Annotated in this window: 17 protein-coding genes; 16 read left to right on the top strand and 1 reads right to left on the bottom strand. The window is 40.8% G+C overall.

From position 1 onward, the window contains the following. The first annotated feature begins 1 nt into the window (after position 1). From N8M16_RS05360 to ilvD, 3 genes are all read left to right on the top strand, one after another. The gene (locus tag N8M16_RS05360; RefSeq protein WP_261069761.1) at positions 2 to 859 is read left to right on the top strand and encodes a transketolase; all 858 of its coding nucleotides are present in this window, start codon (positions 2 to 4) and stop codon (positions 857 to 859) included. After that, positions 856 to 1,788, top strand: coding sequence for a transketolase family protein (locus N8M16_RS05355; protein ID WP_023947581.1), 933 nt, complete (start codon positions 856 to 858; stop codon positions 1,786 to 1,788). The genes N8M16_RS05360 and N8M16_RS05355 overlap by 4 nt, the downstream gene beginning before the upstream one ends. Before the next feature lie 230 nt (positions 1,789 to 2,018). Continuing rightward, positions 2,019 to 3,722 carry a dihydroxy-acid dehydratase gene (gene ilvD / locus N8M16_RS05350; RefSeq protein ID WP_023947583.1) on the top strand — a complete coding sequence of 568 codons (1,704 nt, stop codon included), beginning with the start codon at positions 2,019 to 2,021 and terminating at the stop codon, positions 3,720 to 3,722. 59 nt (positions 3,723 to 3,781) lie between these two features. Here the strand turns inward: ilvD and N8M16_RS05345 are convergent, their stop codons facing one another. Further along, the gene (locus tag N8M16_RS05345) at positions 3,782 to 4,123 is read right to left on the bottom strand and encodes a metal-sulfur cluster assembly factor (RefSeq protein ID WP_173306484.1); all 342 of its coding nucleotides are present in this window, start codon (positions 4,121 to 4,123) and stop codon (positions 3,782 to 3,784) included. Between the two features lie 123 nt (positions 4,124 to 4,246). Here N8M16_RS05345 and rgg point away from each other — a divergent pair, with 123 nt between their 5' ends. The 13 genes from rgg to N8M16_RS05280 all read left to right on the top strand — a co-directional run bounded on the left by rgg (position 4,247) and on the right by N8M16_RS05280 (position 13,941). Further along, positions 4,247 to 5,098 (top strand): quorum-sensing system transcriptional regulator Rgg, encoded by an 852-nt coding sequence (gene rgg, locus N8M16_RS05340; RefSeq protein WP_084927093.1) that lies wholly within the window; start codon positions 4,247 to 4,249, stop codon positions 5,096 to 5,098. Positions 5,099 to 5,295: 197 nt separating this feature from the next. Next, complete coding sequence (locus tag N8M16_RS05335; protein WP_247953552.1) at positions 5,296 to 6,543, top strand: MFS transporter; 1,248 nt, start codon at positions 5,296 to 5,298, stop codon at positions 6,541 to 6,543. A 228-nt stretch (positions 6,544 to 6,771) separates the two neighbouring features. Further along, complete coding sequence (hisS, locus tag N8M16_RS05330; protein WP_125393505.1) at positions 6,772 to 8,052, top strand: histidine--tRNA ligase; 1,281 nt, start codon at positions 6,772 to 6,774, stop codon at positions 8,050 to 8,052. Further along, positions 8,052 to 8,519 carry a hypothetical protein gene (locus N8M16_RS05325; RefSeq protein WP_084887297.1) on the top strand — a complete coding sequence of 156 codons (468 nt, stop codon included), beginning with the start codon at positions 8,052 to 8,054 and terminating at the stop codon, positions 8,517 to 8,519. Before hisS ends, N8M16_RS05325 begins: the two co-directional genes overlap by 1 nt. A 9-nt stretch (positions 8,520 to 8,528) precedes the next feature. Then, the gene (locus N8M16_RS05320) at positions 8,529 to 8,735 is read left to right on the top strand and encodes a helix-turn-helix transcriptional regulator (protein WP_001176233.1); all 207 of its coding nucleotides are present in this window, start codon (positions 8,529 to 8,531) and stop codon (positions 8,733 to 8,735) included. After that, a complete protein-coding gene (locus N8M16_RS05315; RefSeq protein WP_045606587.1) occupies positions 8,735 to 8,923 on the top strand; it encodes a hypothetical protein in 189 nt (62 codons plus the stop codon). Before N8M16_RS05320 ends, N8M16_RS05315 begins: the two co-directional genes overlap by 1 nt. After that, positions 8,910 to 9,107: a hypothetical protein gene (locus N8M16_RS05310; RefSeq protein WP_192855654.1), complete on the top strand. Its 198-nt coding sequence runs from the start codon at positions 8,910 to 8,912 to the stop codon at positions 9,105 to 9,107. The genes N8M16_RS05315 and N8M16_RS05310 overlap by 14 nt, the downstream gene beginning before the upstream one ends. Positions 9,108 to 9,109: 2 nt before the next feature. Beyond that, on the top strand, positions 9,110 to 9,460 hold the full coding sequence (locus tag N8M16_RS05305) for a PspC domain-containing protein (RefSeq protein ID WP_084887293.1): 351 nt from the start codon (positions 9,110 to 9,112) through the stop codon (positions 9,458 to 9,460). 13 nt (positions 9,461 to 9,473) lie between these two features. Further along, complete coding sequence (locus N8M16_RS05300; RefSeq protein ID WP_084887291.1) at positions 9,474 to 10,208, top strand: DUF3169 family protein; 735 nt, start codon at positions 9,474 to 9,476, stop codon at positions 10,206 to 10,208. Positions 10,209 to 10,217: 9 nt separating this feature from the next. Continuing rightward, the gene (locus N8M16_RS05295) at positions 10,218 to 10,856 is read left to right on the top strand and encodes a CPBP family intramembrane glutamic endopeptidase (RefSeq protein WP_261069760.1); all 639 of its coding nucleotides are present in this window, start codon (positions 10,218 to 10,220) and stop codon (positions 10,854 to 10,856) included. A gap of 17 nt (positions 10,857 to 10,873) precedes the next feature. Continuing rightward, entirely contained in the window at positions 10,874 to 11,104 is a 231-nt protein-coding gene (locus tag N8M16_RS05290) for a hypothetical protein (protein WP_033682917.1), read from the top strand. 154 nt (positions 11,105 to 11,258) lie between these two features. After that, positions 11,259 to 13,022: an aspartate--tRNA ligase gene (aspS, locus tag N8M16_RS05285; protein ID WP_261069759.1), complete on the top strand. Its 1,764-nt coding sequence runs from the start codon at positions 11,259 to 11,261 to the stop codon at positions 13,020 to 13,022. Continuing rightward, positions 13,000 to 13,941 carry a YitT family protein gene (locus N8M16_RS05280; RefSeq protein ID WP_049500513.1) on the top strand — a complete coding sequence of 314 codons (942 nt, stop codon included), beginning with the start codon at positions 13,000 to 13,002 and terminating at the stop codon, positions 13,939 to 13,941. Before aspS ends, N8M16_RS05280 begins: the two co-directional genes overlap by 23 nt. Positions 13,942 to 13,962 lie beyond the last annotated feature (21 nt).

Raw genomic sequence — 13,962 nt, 5'->3', positions numbered from 1 at the left:
GATGATTTTAAGTGAAAATAGAGAAGATGAGTTAAGAAAATTTGCAACAAAAATCCGATTAAATACTCTTAGAACATTGAATCATCTTGGATTCGGCCATTATGGAGGGAGTCTGTCTATAGTAGAAGTTTTAGCGGTGCTTTATGGTGAAATAATGCCGATGACTCCAGAAATATTTGCATCACGAGATAGAGATTATTTTGTTTTATCCAAGGGACATGCTGGACCAGCTTTGTACAGCACACTCTATTTGAATGGTTTCTTTGACAAAGAATTCTTATATTCTTTAAATACAAATGGAACTAAATTACCGTCTCATCCTGATAGAAATCTAACGCCGGGTATAGATATGACAACTGGCTCTCTAGGACAAGGAATTAGTGTCGCAACCGGACTTGCATATGGTCAGAGAATAAGAAAAAGTCCCTTTTATACATATACCATTGTTGGAGATGGTGAGTTAAATGAGGGACAATGTTGGGAGGCTATACAGTTTGCTTCTCATCAACAGTTATCTAATTTAATTGTATTTGTAGACGATAACAAAAAACAATTAGATGGTTTTACAAAGGATATTTGTAATCCAGGAGATTTTGTAGAAAAATTCTCAGCATTTGGATTTGAATCCATTAGGGTCAATGGTTCAGATATTAGAGAAATTTATGAAGGGATTATCCAATTAAAACAGTCAAATAATTCATCCCCTAAGTGTATTGTATTAGACACTATTAAAGGTCAAGGAGTTCGAGAGCTGGAAGAAATGAAATCCAATCATCATCTTCGCCCTACTGTAGAGGAGAGACAAATGTTAACTTCAGTTGTAGAAAGATTAAGTCAGGAATTGGAGGAAACAGAATGATGAGAAGTACGAAAGAATTACGACATGTGTATAGAGATTTCCTTCTAGAAGCTAACCAAAGTTATTCTGATATAGTAGTTTTAGAAGCAGACTTGTCAAGTTCGATGGCTACTAATAATCTTGAAAAGGACTTTGGAGACCGTTATGTGAATGTTGGGATCATGGAAGCAGAAATGGTCGGGCTTGCAGCAGGTTTATCTATTCAGGGGTTTAGACCTTATCTTCATACATTTGGCCCTTTTGCTTCACGAAGAGTATTTGATCAATTATTTATTTCTCTTGGGTACGCACAATTGGATGCCACTGTGATTGGCTCAGATGCAGGAGTAACGGCAGAGATGAATGGTGGAACACATATGCCATTTGAAGAAATTGGATTGTTACGTTTAATTCCTAAATCAATCATTTTTGAAGCAACTGATGATATCCAATTTCGTGAAATCTTGAACCAGACATTAGAATTAAAAGGACTAAAATATATTCGAACAATTAGAAAAGCTCCAGAGGCTGTATATCAAGGTGGAGAAGATTTTTCTAAAGGCTACATTGAGTTAAGACACGGTGAAGATGTTGTAATAGTTGCTTCTGGCATAATGGTTGCTCCAAGTATTCGAGTTGCGGATGAACTGTCTAAATTAGGTTATTCAGTAGGTGTGATAGATTTATTTAGAATCAAACCGATACCAGAACAGATAAAAACAATGTTAAGCGGAAAAACTATATTTACTGTAGAAAACCACAATCAGATAGGTGGAATTGGCAGTGCTTTATGTGAATTATTCTCTGATGATGGAATAACAAAAATTCATCGGATGGGTGTTCAAGAAAGATTCGGTCAAGTAGGGAAAATGGATTATCTTCTTAATGAGTATGGTTTGAGTGAATCGAATATAAAAGAGAAAGTTTTAGCGTTTTATAATGCAAGATAGATATTAAATACACTTATCTGAAAGAACTTCTGTAAAAATTACATTACGTTATTTAAAGCGAGCGGATTAAAAGCATATTCTGGTAATCAGAAAGTGCCCTGATCCGCTTTGTTGTTTTTAATTTAAAATGTTTATATGTGTATAGAATTTTCTGAAAATTCAAGAATTTTCTTCTGTTCATTGCCTTTAAAATGTGCTATAATAGTAAAAACTGAAATGGGAGGGAACAAATGACTGAATTAGCTAAACGTCATCGCAGTAGCATTTATGATAGTATGGTTAAATCACCAAACCGTGCTATGCTTCGTGCGACTGGTATGACAGATAAGGACTTTGAAACACCGATTGTGGGAGTGATTTCGACTTGGGCGGAAAATACACCATGTAACATCCACTTGCATGATTTTGGGAAATTGGCTAAAGAGGGTGTCAAATCTGCAGGCGCTTGGCCTGTGCAGTTTGGGACTATCACTGTAGCGGACGGGATTGCCATGGGAACGCCTGGTATGCGCTTCTCTTTGACATCTCGTGATATCATCGCGGACTCCATCGAAGCGGCTATGGGTGGTCACAACGTGGATGCCTTCGTCGCTATCGGTGGCTGTGACAAGAACATGCCTGGATCTATGATTGCTATTGCAAATATGGATATTCCAGCTATTTTCGCTTATGGTGGAACCATTGCACCGGGAAATCTTGATGGCAAAGACATCGACTTGGTTTCTGTTTTTGAGGGTATCGGAAAATGGAACCACGGTGACATGACAGCTGAGGACGTGAAACGTCTTGAATGTAATGCCTGCCCTGGCCCTGGTGGCTGTGGTGGTATGTACACTGCTAATACCATGGCGACTGCTATCGAAGTTCTCGGTATGAGTTTGCCAGGCTCTTCATCTCACCCAGCTGAATCAGCTGACAAGAAAGAAGACATCGAAGCAGCAGGACGTGCTGTTGTTAAGATGTTGGAGCTCGGTCTCAAACCATCAGATATCTTGACTCGTGAAGCCTTTGAAGATGCTATCACTGTAACTATGGCTCTAGGTGGTTCTACAAACGCCACTCTTCACTTGCTTGCCATTGCCCATGCTGCCAATGTTGACTTGTCACTTGAGGACTTTAATACAATCCAAGAACGTGTGCCTCACTTGGCTGACTTGAAACCATCTGGTCAGTATGTCTTCCAAGACCTCTACGAAGTCGGTGGTGTGCCTGCGGTTATGAGATATCTCTTGGCAAATGGTTTCCTTCATGGAGACCGCATTACATGTACTGGTAAGACTGTTGCTGAGAACTTAGCTGACTTTGCAGATCTTACACCAGGTCAAAAAGTCATCATGCCACTTGAAAATCCAAAACGTGCAGATGGTCCGCTTATCATCTTGAACGGGAACCTTGCTCCTGACGGTGCGGTTGCCAAGGTATCAGGTGTTAAGGTCCGTCGTCACGTTGGTCCAGCTAAGGTCTTTGACTCAGAAGAAGATGCTATTCAGGCTGTTCTGACAGATGAAATCGTTGATGGCGATGTAGTCGTTGTTCGTTTCGTTGGACCTAAGGGTGGTCCTGGTATGCCTGAGATGCTCTCACTTTCATCAATGATTGTTGGTAAAGGTCAAGGAGACAAGGTTGCCCTCTTGACGGATGGGCGTTTCTCTGGTGGTACTTATGGTCTGGTTGTTGGACATATCGCCCCTGAAGCTCAGGATGGTGGACCAATTGCCTACCTTCGTACAGGTGATATCGTTACGGTTGACCAAGATACCAAAGAAATTTCCATGGCCGTATCCGAAGAAGAACTTGAAAAACGCAAGGCAGAAACAACCTTGCCACCACTCTATAGTCGTGGTGTCCTCGGTAAATATGCCCATATCGTATCATCTGCTTCACGCGGAGCCGTGACAGACTTCTGGAATATGGACAAGTCAGGTAAAAAATAAACTCAAAAGCAAGCCAACTTCGGCTTGCTTTTTTTCATCTTTAAAAGTTATTGACCTGCTTAACGAGGTGGCAGTCCAAGGGCAATACGACCGTAGCGACTGATTCGTGTGATTTTCCAAGCAGGTGACCAGGTGACTTCAACCTTGACATCTTCAATCCCCTCGATTTGTTTCAGACCTGCAACGATTTCAATAGGCAAACTTTCTGCACAATCGCATGCAGTGTCGGTGAAGGTCATGACAATCTTGCAGAGACCCGTTTCATCCAGATTGATTTCATAAATCAGCCCTAGATTGTAAACATCCAATTCCACATCGGTATCAAAAACCTTCTCTAGTTTTTTGATAATTTGGTCTTGCAAGGCCAAAGCACGGTCATTGATTTTGATATCGTCTCTCATTACAGTCCCTCCACGTGATAAATATCCTCTATTTTCTCATAATTCTGACAATTTGGCAAGTTTTTGATGAATTTTCTGAAAAATATGATAAAATGAAGAAAATACTGAATCAAGGGGAAGCCTATGGAGCAGATTGGAAAAGTCTTTAGACAATTACGAGAGTCAAGAAATATCTCGCTGAGACAAGCAACTGGGGGACAATTTTCGCCGTCTATGTTATCTCGCTTTGAAACTGGTCAGAGTGAGCTTTCGGTGGAAAAGTTTTTATTTGCCCTGGAAAATATATCTGCCAGTGTGGAGGAGATCCTCTTTCTGGCGAGAGGTTTTCAGTATGATACAGATTCTGAGTTGAGAAAAGAAATCATAGATGTCTTGGATCCAAAGAATATAGCTCCGCTTGAGGACTTGTATCGCAGGGAGTATCAAAAGCATGCCCATTCTCAAAACAAACAGAAACATATTCTAAATGCCATTATTATCAAGTCTTATATGAAGAGTATGGATGAAACGGTAGAGTTAACGGCAGAGGAAGGTAAAGTCCTTCATGACTACTTGTTTTCTACTGAGATTTGGGGAATCTATGAACTCAATTTATTCTCGGTCAGTTCTCCGTTCTTATCTGTTTCCCTTTTTACTAGATATGTACGAGAAATGGTCCGAAAATCTGATTTTCTAATGGAAATGTCTGGTAATCGAAACCTGTTTCACACTATGCTATTGAATGGTTTTTTAGCTAGCATTGAGTGTGAAGAATTTACTAATGCCTCTTATTTTAAACGTGTCATCAAAGAGCATTTCTACAAGGAAAATGAGACCTATTTCCGAATTGTCTATTTGTGGGCGGAAGGTCTCCTTGATAGCAAGCAAGGCAGAGTCAAGGAAGGTCAGAAAAAGATGGAGGATGCTGTCCGTATTTTTGAGATGTTAGGCTGCAACAAATCGGCAGATTACTATAGAAATACGACCGATTGTTGAATATCTGCAAACTAAGAAAATAATTTAAAATTTGAAGCGATAGAACTCTTACCCTCTCTCAGGTTATCAAAGAAGTTCTATCGTTTTTTTGCTTATTTTGTGTGTTGCATATATTCAAAAGTTTTCCCTTTCAATTTCTAAGTGATATACTATAGTCATACTTCATATAGGGATTATCACAAGAAGGGAGATTACCTATGAAACTATTGTTCAGAAATCAAGCTTATCGTCTTTTGACTTTGTCACGCTTCTTCAATGCCTTTGGTGCTTCGATTTTTAATCTGGTATTTATCGTCTATGCATCGACCCTACCACAAGCCTCTTTTGCGGTTGCTATGGCGAATATTGTCATGATTCTTCCGACCCTCTTTACAGTTTTTGTAGGGATTCGGGCAGATTACACAAGGGACAAGGTCAAATGGATGGTCTATAGCGGTTTGTTTCAGGCGGTTTTATTTTTTCTGGCAGCCCTGGTTGTTCAGCAAGCTAGTCTCTTTGCTTTTTCTATCCTGTGTTTAATCAATGTCATTAGTGATGTCATCAGTGATTTTGCTGGTGGTTTGCGAATGCCTCTCGTTAAGGAAAAAGTGGCTGAAGAGGATCTGATGGAAGCTTATTCTTTTTCCCAGTTCATCACCTATATTTCAGCTATTGGTGGTCAAGCTTTTGGAGTCTGGCTCTTAGGTCTATCAGTCAACAATTTTTCCCTCGTTGCGGGAATCAATGCTTGCTTTTTCCTCGTATCAGCCGTGATCCTCTTTTTAGGAAAAAGCAAATTGAGCCTGTCAATGTCATCTGCTGATGGTGAAATTCTAAAAAATGAGAAGCTTTCTATTAAAGAGCAGTTCCTAACAATTTACCGAAATTTACGCCTCGTTTTTCTTAAAAGTGGACAGAAAAACTTTGGTTTCATGATCTTTGCTGTCTTGCTTATCAATGCCTTGGGTGGCGCTCTAGGAAGCGTTTATAACATCTTCTTTTTGAGCCATTCTCTCTTGAATTTTTCTTACACAGAGGCACTATTTATCGAGCAAGTCTGTGTTTTATTAGCAATTATCATCAGTAGCCTTACGGGAAATGATTATTTTGGGAAGCAGTCCTTGCCTAGATTGATGATGTGGGTGACATTAGGAGTCAGTCTAGTTGGTCTGGCTAACTTATTCAATCAAGTCGTGCTTGGTTTGCTATTTCTCTGTTCAACTCTGTATGTTTCTGGTAAAGTTCCACCAAAGATTAATGCCATGCTCCTGAAAAATCTAGCTCCAGAGGTTCTAGCTCGTACCAGTAATTTTTTGGGTTTATTGTTTACCTTATCAGTACCTCTTGGTACAGCCTGTTTTTCACTTGTAGCTGTATGGAATATACAGTTGACTTGGATGCTATTTGTTGGTCTTTCCTTGTTAGCTATTCTTTTGACAGGTCTTAATCTCAAAAATGATATCTAATACTCTTCGAAAATCTCTTCAAACCACGTCAACGTCGCCTTGCCGTAGTACGGTTACTGACTTCGTCAGTTCTATCCACAACCTCAAAACAGTGTTTTGAGCAACCTGCGGCTAGTTTCCTAGTTTGCTCTTTGATTTTCATTGAGTATAAATCCTAATTTTTTTCTTACTGTTTTAATCCCTCTATTTATGGTAAAATAAGACTATTAAGTTTAAAGAGGATTCCCTATGAAATTACAAAAACCAAAAGGAACGCAGGATATTTTACCTGCTGAGTCTGCCAAATGGCAGTACGTTGAGGGCTTTGCCCGTGAAATTTTCAAGCGCTATAACTATGCAGAAGTGCGCACGCCTATTTTTGAGCACTACGAGGTTATCAGCCGCTCTGTCGGAGACACAACGGATATCGTAACCAAGGAAATGTACGATTTCTATGACAAGGGTGACCGCCATATTACCCTCCGTCCAGAAGGAACTGCGCCCGTTGTCCGCTCCTATGTGGAAAATAAACTCTTCGCCCCAGAAGTGCAAAAGCCAAGCAAGTTCTACTACATGGGCCCTATGTTCCGTTACGAGCGTCCACAGGCAGGACGTTTGCGCCAGTTCCACCAGATTGGTGTTGAGTGTTTTGGCTCTAGCAATCCAGCTACGGATGTGGAAACCATCGCGATGGCAGCCCATTTCTTGAAAGAAATCGGCATCCAAGGTGTTAAATTGCACCTCAACACGCTTGGAAATCCTGAGAGCCGTGCGGCCTACCGTCAAGCCTTGATTGACTATTTGACACCGCTTAAGGAGACCTTGTCTAAGGATAGCCAACGTCGCTTGGAGGAAAATCCTCTCCGTGTCTTGGACTCTAAGGAGAAAGAAGACAAGGTGGCAGTGGAGAATGCGCCGTCTATCTTGGATTTCCTTGATGAAGAAAGCCAAGCTCATTTTGATGCTGTCCGTCAGATGTTGGAAAATCTTGGAGTAGACTATATCATCGATACCAATATGGTGCGTGGTCTGGACTACTACAACCACACCATTTTCGAGTTTATCACTGAGATTGAGGGCAATGACCTGACAGTCTGTGCGGGTGGTCGTTACGATGGCTTGGTTGCTTACTTTGGAGGCCCGGAAACTGCTGGATTTGGTTTTGGACTTGGTGTAGAGCGCCTGCTTCTCATTCTTGAAAAGCAAGGTGTGGCCCTCCCTATCGAAAACGCCCTAGATGTCTATATCGCAGTCTTGGGCGAAGGAGCAAATGTTAAGGCCTTGGAATTGGTACAAGCTCTTCGCCAACAAGGATTTAAAGCAGAGCGTGATTACCTCAACCGTAAACTCAAAGCTCAGTTCAAGTCAGCCGATGTCTTTGCGGCTAAGACCCTCATCACCCTAGGCGAGAGCGAAGTCGAAAGCGGACAAGTGACGGTCAAGAACAACCAAACCCGAGAAGAAGTGCAAGTGTCACTTGAGGCAATCAGCCAAAACTTCTCAGAAATCTTTGAAAAATTAGGCTTTTAATAGTAGATAAACTGGTCAGGACCTTACTCCTGACCTTTTTCTTTTGCAAAATGACAAAAATCATAAACTTTTTGACAAATATGCTTGTCAAAAAGAAAAAGATGTGTTACAATAAATTCAAGTTAAGAAATAGGAACCAGAAAGGAGCTATGATGTGGATACTAGGATTTATACTATTTCTGATTTTCTTTTATTCTAATGATTCTAAAAAAATCAAGAAACTAGAGAATAAAATCAAAAAGCTTGAGCGAAAAGAGAAAGGAAACGCAGAAATGTCGAGATTATTACAAGAAATGATTAGAAAGAAACCAATTATAACAGGAGCGTATATTGGGCCAGATAACTGGGAAGTTGTGGATGTCGATGAGGAATGGGTCAAACTACGTAGTGTTGATAAAAAGGGGAAAGAAAAAGTCAAGTTGCAACGTATTGAGGATATCCAAACCGTTGAATTTGACGGAGAGTAGGTGTGTAACATGCAACTAAAAAATCGTCTAAAAGAGCTTCGGGCTCGCGATGGTCTCAATCAAACCGAACTGGCCAAGTTGGCAGAAGTTTCGAGGCAGACCATTAGCCTATTAGAACGGGACGAATACACCCCGTCAGTTGTGATTGCCTTGAAAATATCTCAGATTTTCAACGAAACAGTCGAATCGGTATTTCGCTTGGAGGAGGATGAGTGATGAACATGTATAGAGTGGTTTATTTTATGAGTGTTCTTGCCCTTATTGTGAATGCATTTGCTATGATTGGAACATTACTGGGTTGGTTCTATTTTGTTGAAAGTAAGTATTTGTTTTGGATTAACTTAGTCCTCTTGTCCATTTTCAATCGGTTGAAGAAAAAGGAGAAAGATGATGAACAAGTATAAAGTGATTTATTATGTAGTTGCCATAGCTCTATTAGTCAGCGTATTTCTACTGATTGGGATAGACTTAGGCTGGTTTAGTCCCTATCAAAGTAACAAATTTGTTTGGGCCTATTTTGTCCTCATACCAGTAATTGAATGGATTGAAAAGAAATCAAAAAATCTAGCAAGTGAAAAAGGAGAATGAATATGAAAGAGTTTTTAGCAGGTTTTCAAGTAGATACTGAGAACAAAGAACTTGCAGGTGTCTGTGCAGGTTTAGGAAATTATTTTAATATCAAGACTAACGTCATCCGTTTAGTAGCAATTTTGCTGTTTCTTTGGTCAACAGAGTTTGGGATTTTAACAGTCATCCTATATGCTTATCTAGCAGGCTGGCTTGGGAGAGATCCTTTAGGAGAAGGGGCGAAAAAAGCAAGAAACCAAGCTATTCTCTTGTTTGCTGTTTGTTTGATTTTAGTATCACTTGGAACAGAGGGTTTGGCAGCAATTTATGAATCAGGTAAAGCCTTTGGTCAGTGGTTAGTTGGATTGGTTTAGAAAGAGGTTGAATATGAAAAAGAAACGTGGATTGTTATTTTTAATGTCTATTGTCTTGGGAGGTTTCTTGGGCATGTTTGTAGGGATGTTTAAGGCACGTGCTGAATCCCACGCAATTATGTTAGATGTAAAAATTTTGATACCATGGATATCAGCTATTTGTTTAGTATTAGGTTTCATTAGCATTCTTTTGACTTTCAATTTCCTAAAGAAAAGCAGAAAATTTCACTCCTTGTATCAAGAGGAAATGGAGGATGATCTGAATGAAACCTATTATGTGCAGATGTATCGGAATCTCGAGTTTGGAACTATTGCTTTTAATAGTGCAAGCGTAGCGATTTTATTGGCTCTCTTCATTTCAGGAAGTGAAGTAATTGTACTCGATATAAGCCATATAACCTTATCCCTTTCCTTTTTGGGATTAGTGTTAGTTTTAAATGCTCAAAAATATCTTTTTAAGACCATTGCGATTGTTCGTCAGTTTGATTTAGTATTTTTCTCTACACCAAAGGATATCTTGGACCATTTCGATTCTTATGATGAAGGGGAGCGCAAGGCTAATTTGGAACAGAGTTTTCGGATTTTATTCCAATTAAATAACTATGTCTTGCCAGCTTTGTACTTTCTGATTGCTCTCTTTTCCTTACTGACAGGAGAGATTCAGTTACTAGCCTTCTTGCTTGTAGGAGCTATCCATGTTTATATCAATGTGATGCAGTTACCTATGGTGAAACGTTATTTTAAATAGGAGATATTTATGAAATTACTTAAAAACCTCGGCTGGTTTCTTCTAGCTGTTCTATCCTTTTTCTTTGGCTATGGTATGGTTCAGAGCATGGCTCTGTCAGCTCTTGGACTAGGGGCTTCAATCTTTGGAGTCTTACCACTTTATATCGCCCTGTCAGGAGCCTATGTTTATGGAGTTTACAGATGGTATCAGACAGAAAAGGTTAGCATCCAGACGACTGCTTTTAATCGTCATATCTGGTTGCCTACTCTGGTTTTGCTAGTGGCTATTACAGCCCAGTTCTTTTTACCAGAAGATCCGTCGGTCAGTCAACAAATCGTATCTCAACTGACAGTGGAACAGCCTGCATTTGGTTTCTTTATGGTGGTGGTCTTTGCTCCTTTGACGGAAGAACTTATCTTTAGAGGGATGTTAGCACGCTACCTCTTTCCTAAGCAGGACAAGAGCAAACAGGTTCTGTTTCTTCTGGTATCTAGTGTTTTGTTTGCTTTGATTCATTTCCCGGGTGATGTGCAACAATTTTTTGTCTATTTTAGCCTTGGTTTTAGTTTGGGCTTGGCCTATATTAGCAGAAAAGGTCTGGTCTACAGTATTTCTCTCCACGCTTTGAATAATTTAGTCGGCTTTTTAATGATTCTCATGCTATAATAGAGTCAGGAGGTCACATGAAACGAGTAATTTTATTAGCAGTGATTCAAGCAGTCGTTCTATTTTTCATTATTGGAGCGCTAGCTTATGCCTTTAAGGGCGATTTCTTCTACAGCCATCTAGCAGTGGTCTTTGCCCCTATTGCCGGTATCTGGCGTTTTGGGACAGCTTATACAACGGAAATCGTCTTGCCTCGAAAGGCAGCCGAAATTGCTGAAAAGCGTAAAGCAGGCAAAAATTCAAAATAAAAGAGTCCGATGAAGTTCATCGGATTTTTGTATGGACGCTAATTTTTATGGACTTCACTTGATTTTTAAAGACTGGCAAACTTTTCTGATGATTTTCATGAAGAGCCTGCGCTTTTATGGTAAAATAGTAACAGAATAAAAGAGGAGAGAAACAATGAAACGTAGTATGTATGCTGGTCGTGTTCGTGAGGAACACATCGGACAAGAAATTACCTTGAAAGGATGGGTTGGTCGTCGTCGTGACCTGGGTGGTTTGATCTTTATCGACCTTCGTGACCGTGAAGGGATTATGCAGTTGGTTATTAACCCTGAAAAAGTATCTGCAGAGGTTATGGCAACAGCTGAAAGCCTTCGTAGCGAGTTTGTTATCGAGGTGACAGGTCAGGTCGTTGCGCGTGAGCAAGCCAATGATAAATTGCCAACAGGTGCAGTTGAGTTGGATGTGACAGCTCTTACTGTGCTCAATACAGCTAAGACTACCCCGTTTGAGATTAAGGATGGTATTGAGGCCAATGACGATACACGTTTGCGTTACCGTTACCTTGACCTTCGTCGTCCAGAAATGTTGGAAAATCTCAAACTTCGTGCTAAGGTGACCCACTCTATCCGTAATTACTTGGATGAGTTGGAGTTTATCGACGTGGAGACACCATTCCTTTCTAAGTCAACTCCTGAAGGGGCGCGTGACTATTTGGTGCCATCTCGTGTTAATAAAGGGCATTTTTACGCTCTTCCTCAAAGTCCACAAATCACGAAACAGCTCTTGATGAATGCTGGTTTTGACCGTTATTATCAAATCGTCAAATGTTTCCGTGACGAGGACTTGCGTGGTGACCGCCAGCCTGAGTTCACTCAGGTCGACTTGGAAACGTCATTCCTTACGGAGCAAGAAATCCAAGATATCACAGAAGGTTTGATTGCCCGCGTGATGAAGGAAACTAAAGGCATCGAAGTAACGCTTCCATTTCCTCGTATGAAATACGATGATGCGATGGCTCTTTACGGTTCTGACAAACCTGATACGCGTTTTGACATGTTGCTTCAGGACTTGACAGAAGTGGTCAAAGGTGTAGACTTCAAAGTCTTTTCAGAAGCCCCTGCTGTAAAAGCCATTGTGGTCAAAGGCGCTGCGGAAAACTATTCACGTAAAGACATTGACAAGATGACAGAAGTGGCCAAACAGTACGGTGCCAAAGGTCTTGCTTGGGTCAAGGTCGTTGACGGAGAATTAAACGGACCAGTTGCGAAATTCTTGACTGGTATCCAAGCAGAATTGACAACAGCTCTTGCTCTTGAAGACAAGGACTTGGTTCTCTTTGTGGCAGATACTCTTGAAGTGGCTAATGCAACGCTTGGTGCCCTTCGTGGACGTATTGCCAAAGAGCTTGGCTTGATTGATGGCGATAAATTCAACTTCCTTTGGGTGGTTGACTGGCCAATGTTTGAGTGGTCTGAAGAAGAAGGACGCTACATGAGCGCCCACCATCCGTTTACTCTTCCACAGGAAGAAACAGCTCACGAATTAGAAGGTGATTTGGCTAAGGTTCGTGCCATTGCTTACGATATCGTCTTGAACGGTTATGAGCTTGGTGGTGGTAGCCTTCGTATCAACCAAAAAGATCTTCAAGAACGTATGTTCAAGGCTCTTGGTTTTTCAGTCGAAGAAGCAAATGACCAGTTTGGCTTCCTTCTTGAAGCCATGGACTATGGTTTCCCACCACATGGTGGCTTGGCTATCGGGCTTGACCGATTTGTCATGCTCTTAGCAGGAGAAGAAAATATTCGTGAAGTTATTGCCTTCCCTAAGAACAACAAGGCAAGTGACCCAATGACACAAGCTCCTTCAACAGTAGCTCTCAAACAACTAGAGGAACTCAGCTTACAAGTAGAAGAAGATGAAACAAGCAAAACGAATTAAGCGGTGGCGCTATTATCTGCGCCGCTTTGCTCATCAGATAAAAATTTTACGTGTCTTACAAAGCATCTCTAGGGAAAAATATGATGAGAAGATTTCGGCCTCTTTGGTCTATGGTTTTCTATCAGCAGTAGCCGTCAATTTCTTTTTCCAACCAGGGCATGTGTATTCGAGTGGTGCGACAGGTCTGGCACAGATTATCTCTGCCTTGAGTAATCACTGGTTTGGTTTTCATATTCCGATTTCGCTGACCTTTTACGCCATTAATTTTCCTTTGATGGTCTTGGCTTGGTATCAGATTGGCCATAAGTTCACTGTCTTTACCTTTATCACGGTATCCATGAGTTCCTTCTTTATCCAGTTCGTCCCTGTGGCGACCTTGACGGAGGATCCCATTATCAATGCCCTTTTTGGGGGTGTTGTCATGGGCTTGGGGATTGGTTTCGCTCTTCGAAACAATATCTCCAGTGGTGGGACGGATATCGTCAGTCTGACCATTCGCAAGAAAACAGGTAAGAATGTCGGTAGTATTTCTTTCTTGGTAAATGGGACTATCATGCTGATAGCTGGTTTGACCTTTGGTTGGAAATACGCTCTCTACTCTATGATTACCATCTTTGTCTCTAGCCGTGTGACAGACGCTGTCTTTACCAAGCAAAAACGAATGCAGGCCATGATTGTGACCAATCATCCAGAGAAGGTAATTGAAAAAATACATAAAAAATTGCACCGCGGAGCAACCATGATCCACGATGCAGAAGGAACCTATAATCACGAAAGAAAGGCAGTTTTAATCACTGTCATTACACGTGCAGAGTTTAATGAATTTAAACAGATTATGAAACAGGTGGATCCAGGTGCCTTTGTCTCTGTATCTGAGAATGTTCATATTCTGGGACGGTTCGTTGAAACAGATAATTAGTAACTAAAAAAACCAGCGCGA

Origin of the sequence: Streptococcus mitis (assembly GCF_946188375.1) — a bacterium.
In the GTDB taxonomy this organism is placed as follows: Bacteria; Bacillota; Bacilli; order Lactobacillales; family Streptococcaceae; genus Streptococcus; species Streptococcus mitis_CX.
This window is presented reverse-complemented; position numbering and strand designations above follow the sequence as displayed.

Coding starts and splice junctions, on each gene's coding strand:
- hisS (WP_125393505.1), top strand. CDS start 6,772: ATGAAATTACAAAAACCAAAAGGAACGCAGGATATTTTACCTGCTGAG.
- N8M16_RS05310 (WP_192855654.1), top strand. CDS start 8,910: ATGAACAAGTATAAAGTGATTTATTATGTAGTTGCCATAGCTCTATTA.
- N8M16_RS05295 (WP_261069760.1), top strand. CDS start 10,218: ATGAAATTACTTAAAAACCTCGGCTGGTTTCTTCTAGCTGTTCTATCC.
- ilvD (WP_023947583.1), top strand. CDS start 2,019: ATGACTGAATTAGCTAAACGTCATCGCAGTAGCATTTATGATAGTATG.
- N8M16_RS05305 (WP_084887293.1), top strand. CDS start 9,110: ATGAAAGAGTTTTTAGCAGGTTTTCAAGTAGATACTGAGAACAAAGAA.
- N8M16_RS05320 (WP_001176233.1), top strand. CDS start 8,529: ATGCAACTAAAAAATCGTCTAAAAGAGCTTCGGGCTCGCGATGGTCTC.
- N8M16_RS05315 (WP_045606587.1), top strand. CDS start 8,735: ATGAACATGTATAGAGTGGTTTATTTTATGAGTGTTCTTGCCCTTATT.
- N8M16_RS05335 (WP_247953552.1), top strand. CDS start 5,296: ATGAAACTATTGTTCAGAAATCAAGCTTATCGTCTTTTGACTTTGTCA.
- rgg (WP_084927093.1), top strand. CDS start 4,247: ATGGAGCAGATTGGAAAAGTCTTTAGACAATTACGAGAGTCAAGAAAT.
- N8M16_RS05280 (WP_049500513.1), top strand. CDS start 13,000: ATGAAACAAGCAAAACGAATTAAGCGGTGGCGCTATTATCTGCGCCGC.
- N8M16_RS05300 (WP_084887291.1), top strand. CDS start 9,474: ATGAAAAAGAAACGTGGATTGTTATTTTTAATGTCTATTGTCTTGGGA.
- N8M16_RS05355 (WP_023947581.1), top strand. CDS start 856: ATGATGAGAAGTACGAAAGAATTACGACATGTGTATAGAGATTTCCTT.
- aspS (WP_261069759.1), top strand. CDS start 11,259: ATGAAACGTAGTATGTATGCTGGTCGTGTTCGTGAGGAACACATCGGA.
- N8M16_RS05345 (WP_173306484.1), bottom strand. CDS start 4,123: ATGAGAGACGATATCAAAATCAATGACCGTGCTTTGGCCTTGCAAGAC.
- N8M16_RS05360 (WP_261069761.1), top strand. CDS start 2: ATGATTTTAAGTGAAAATAGAGAAGATGAGTTAAGAAAATTTGCAACA.
- N8M16_RS05290 (WP_033682917.1), top strand. CDS start 10,874: ATGAAACGAGTAATTTTATTAGCAGTGATTCAAGCAGTCGTTCTATTT.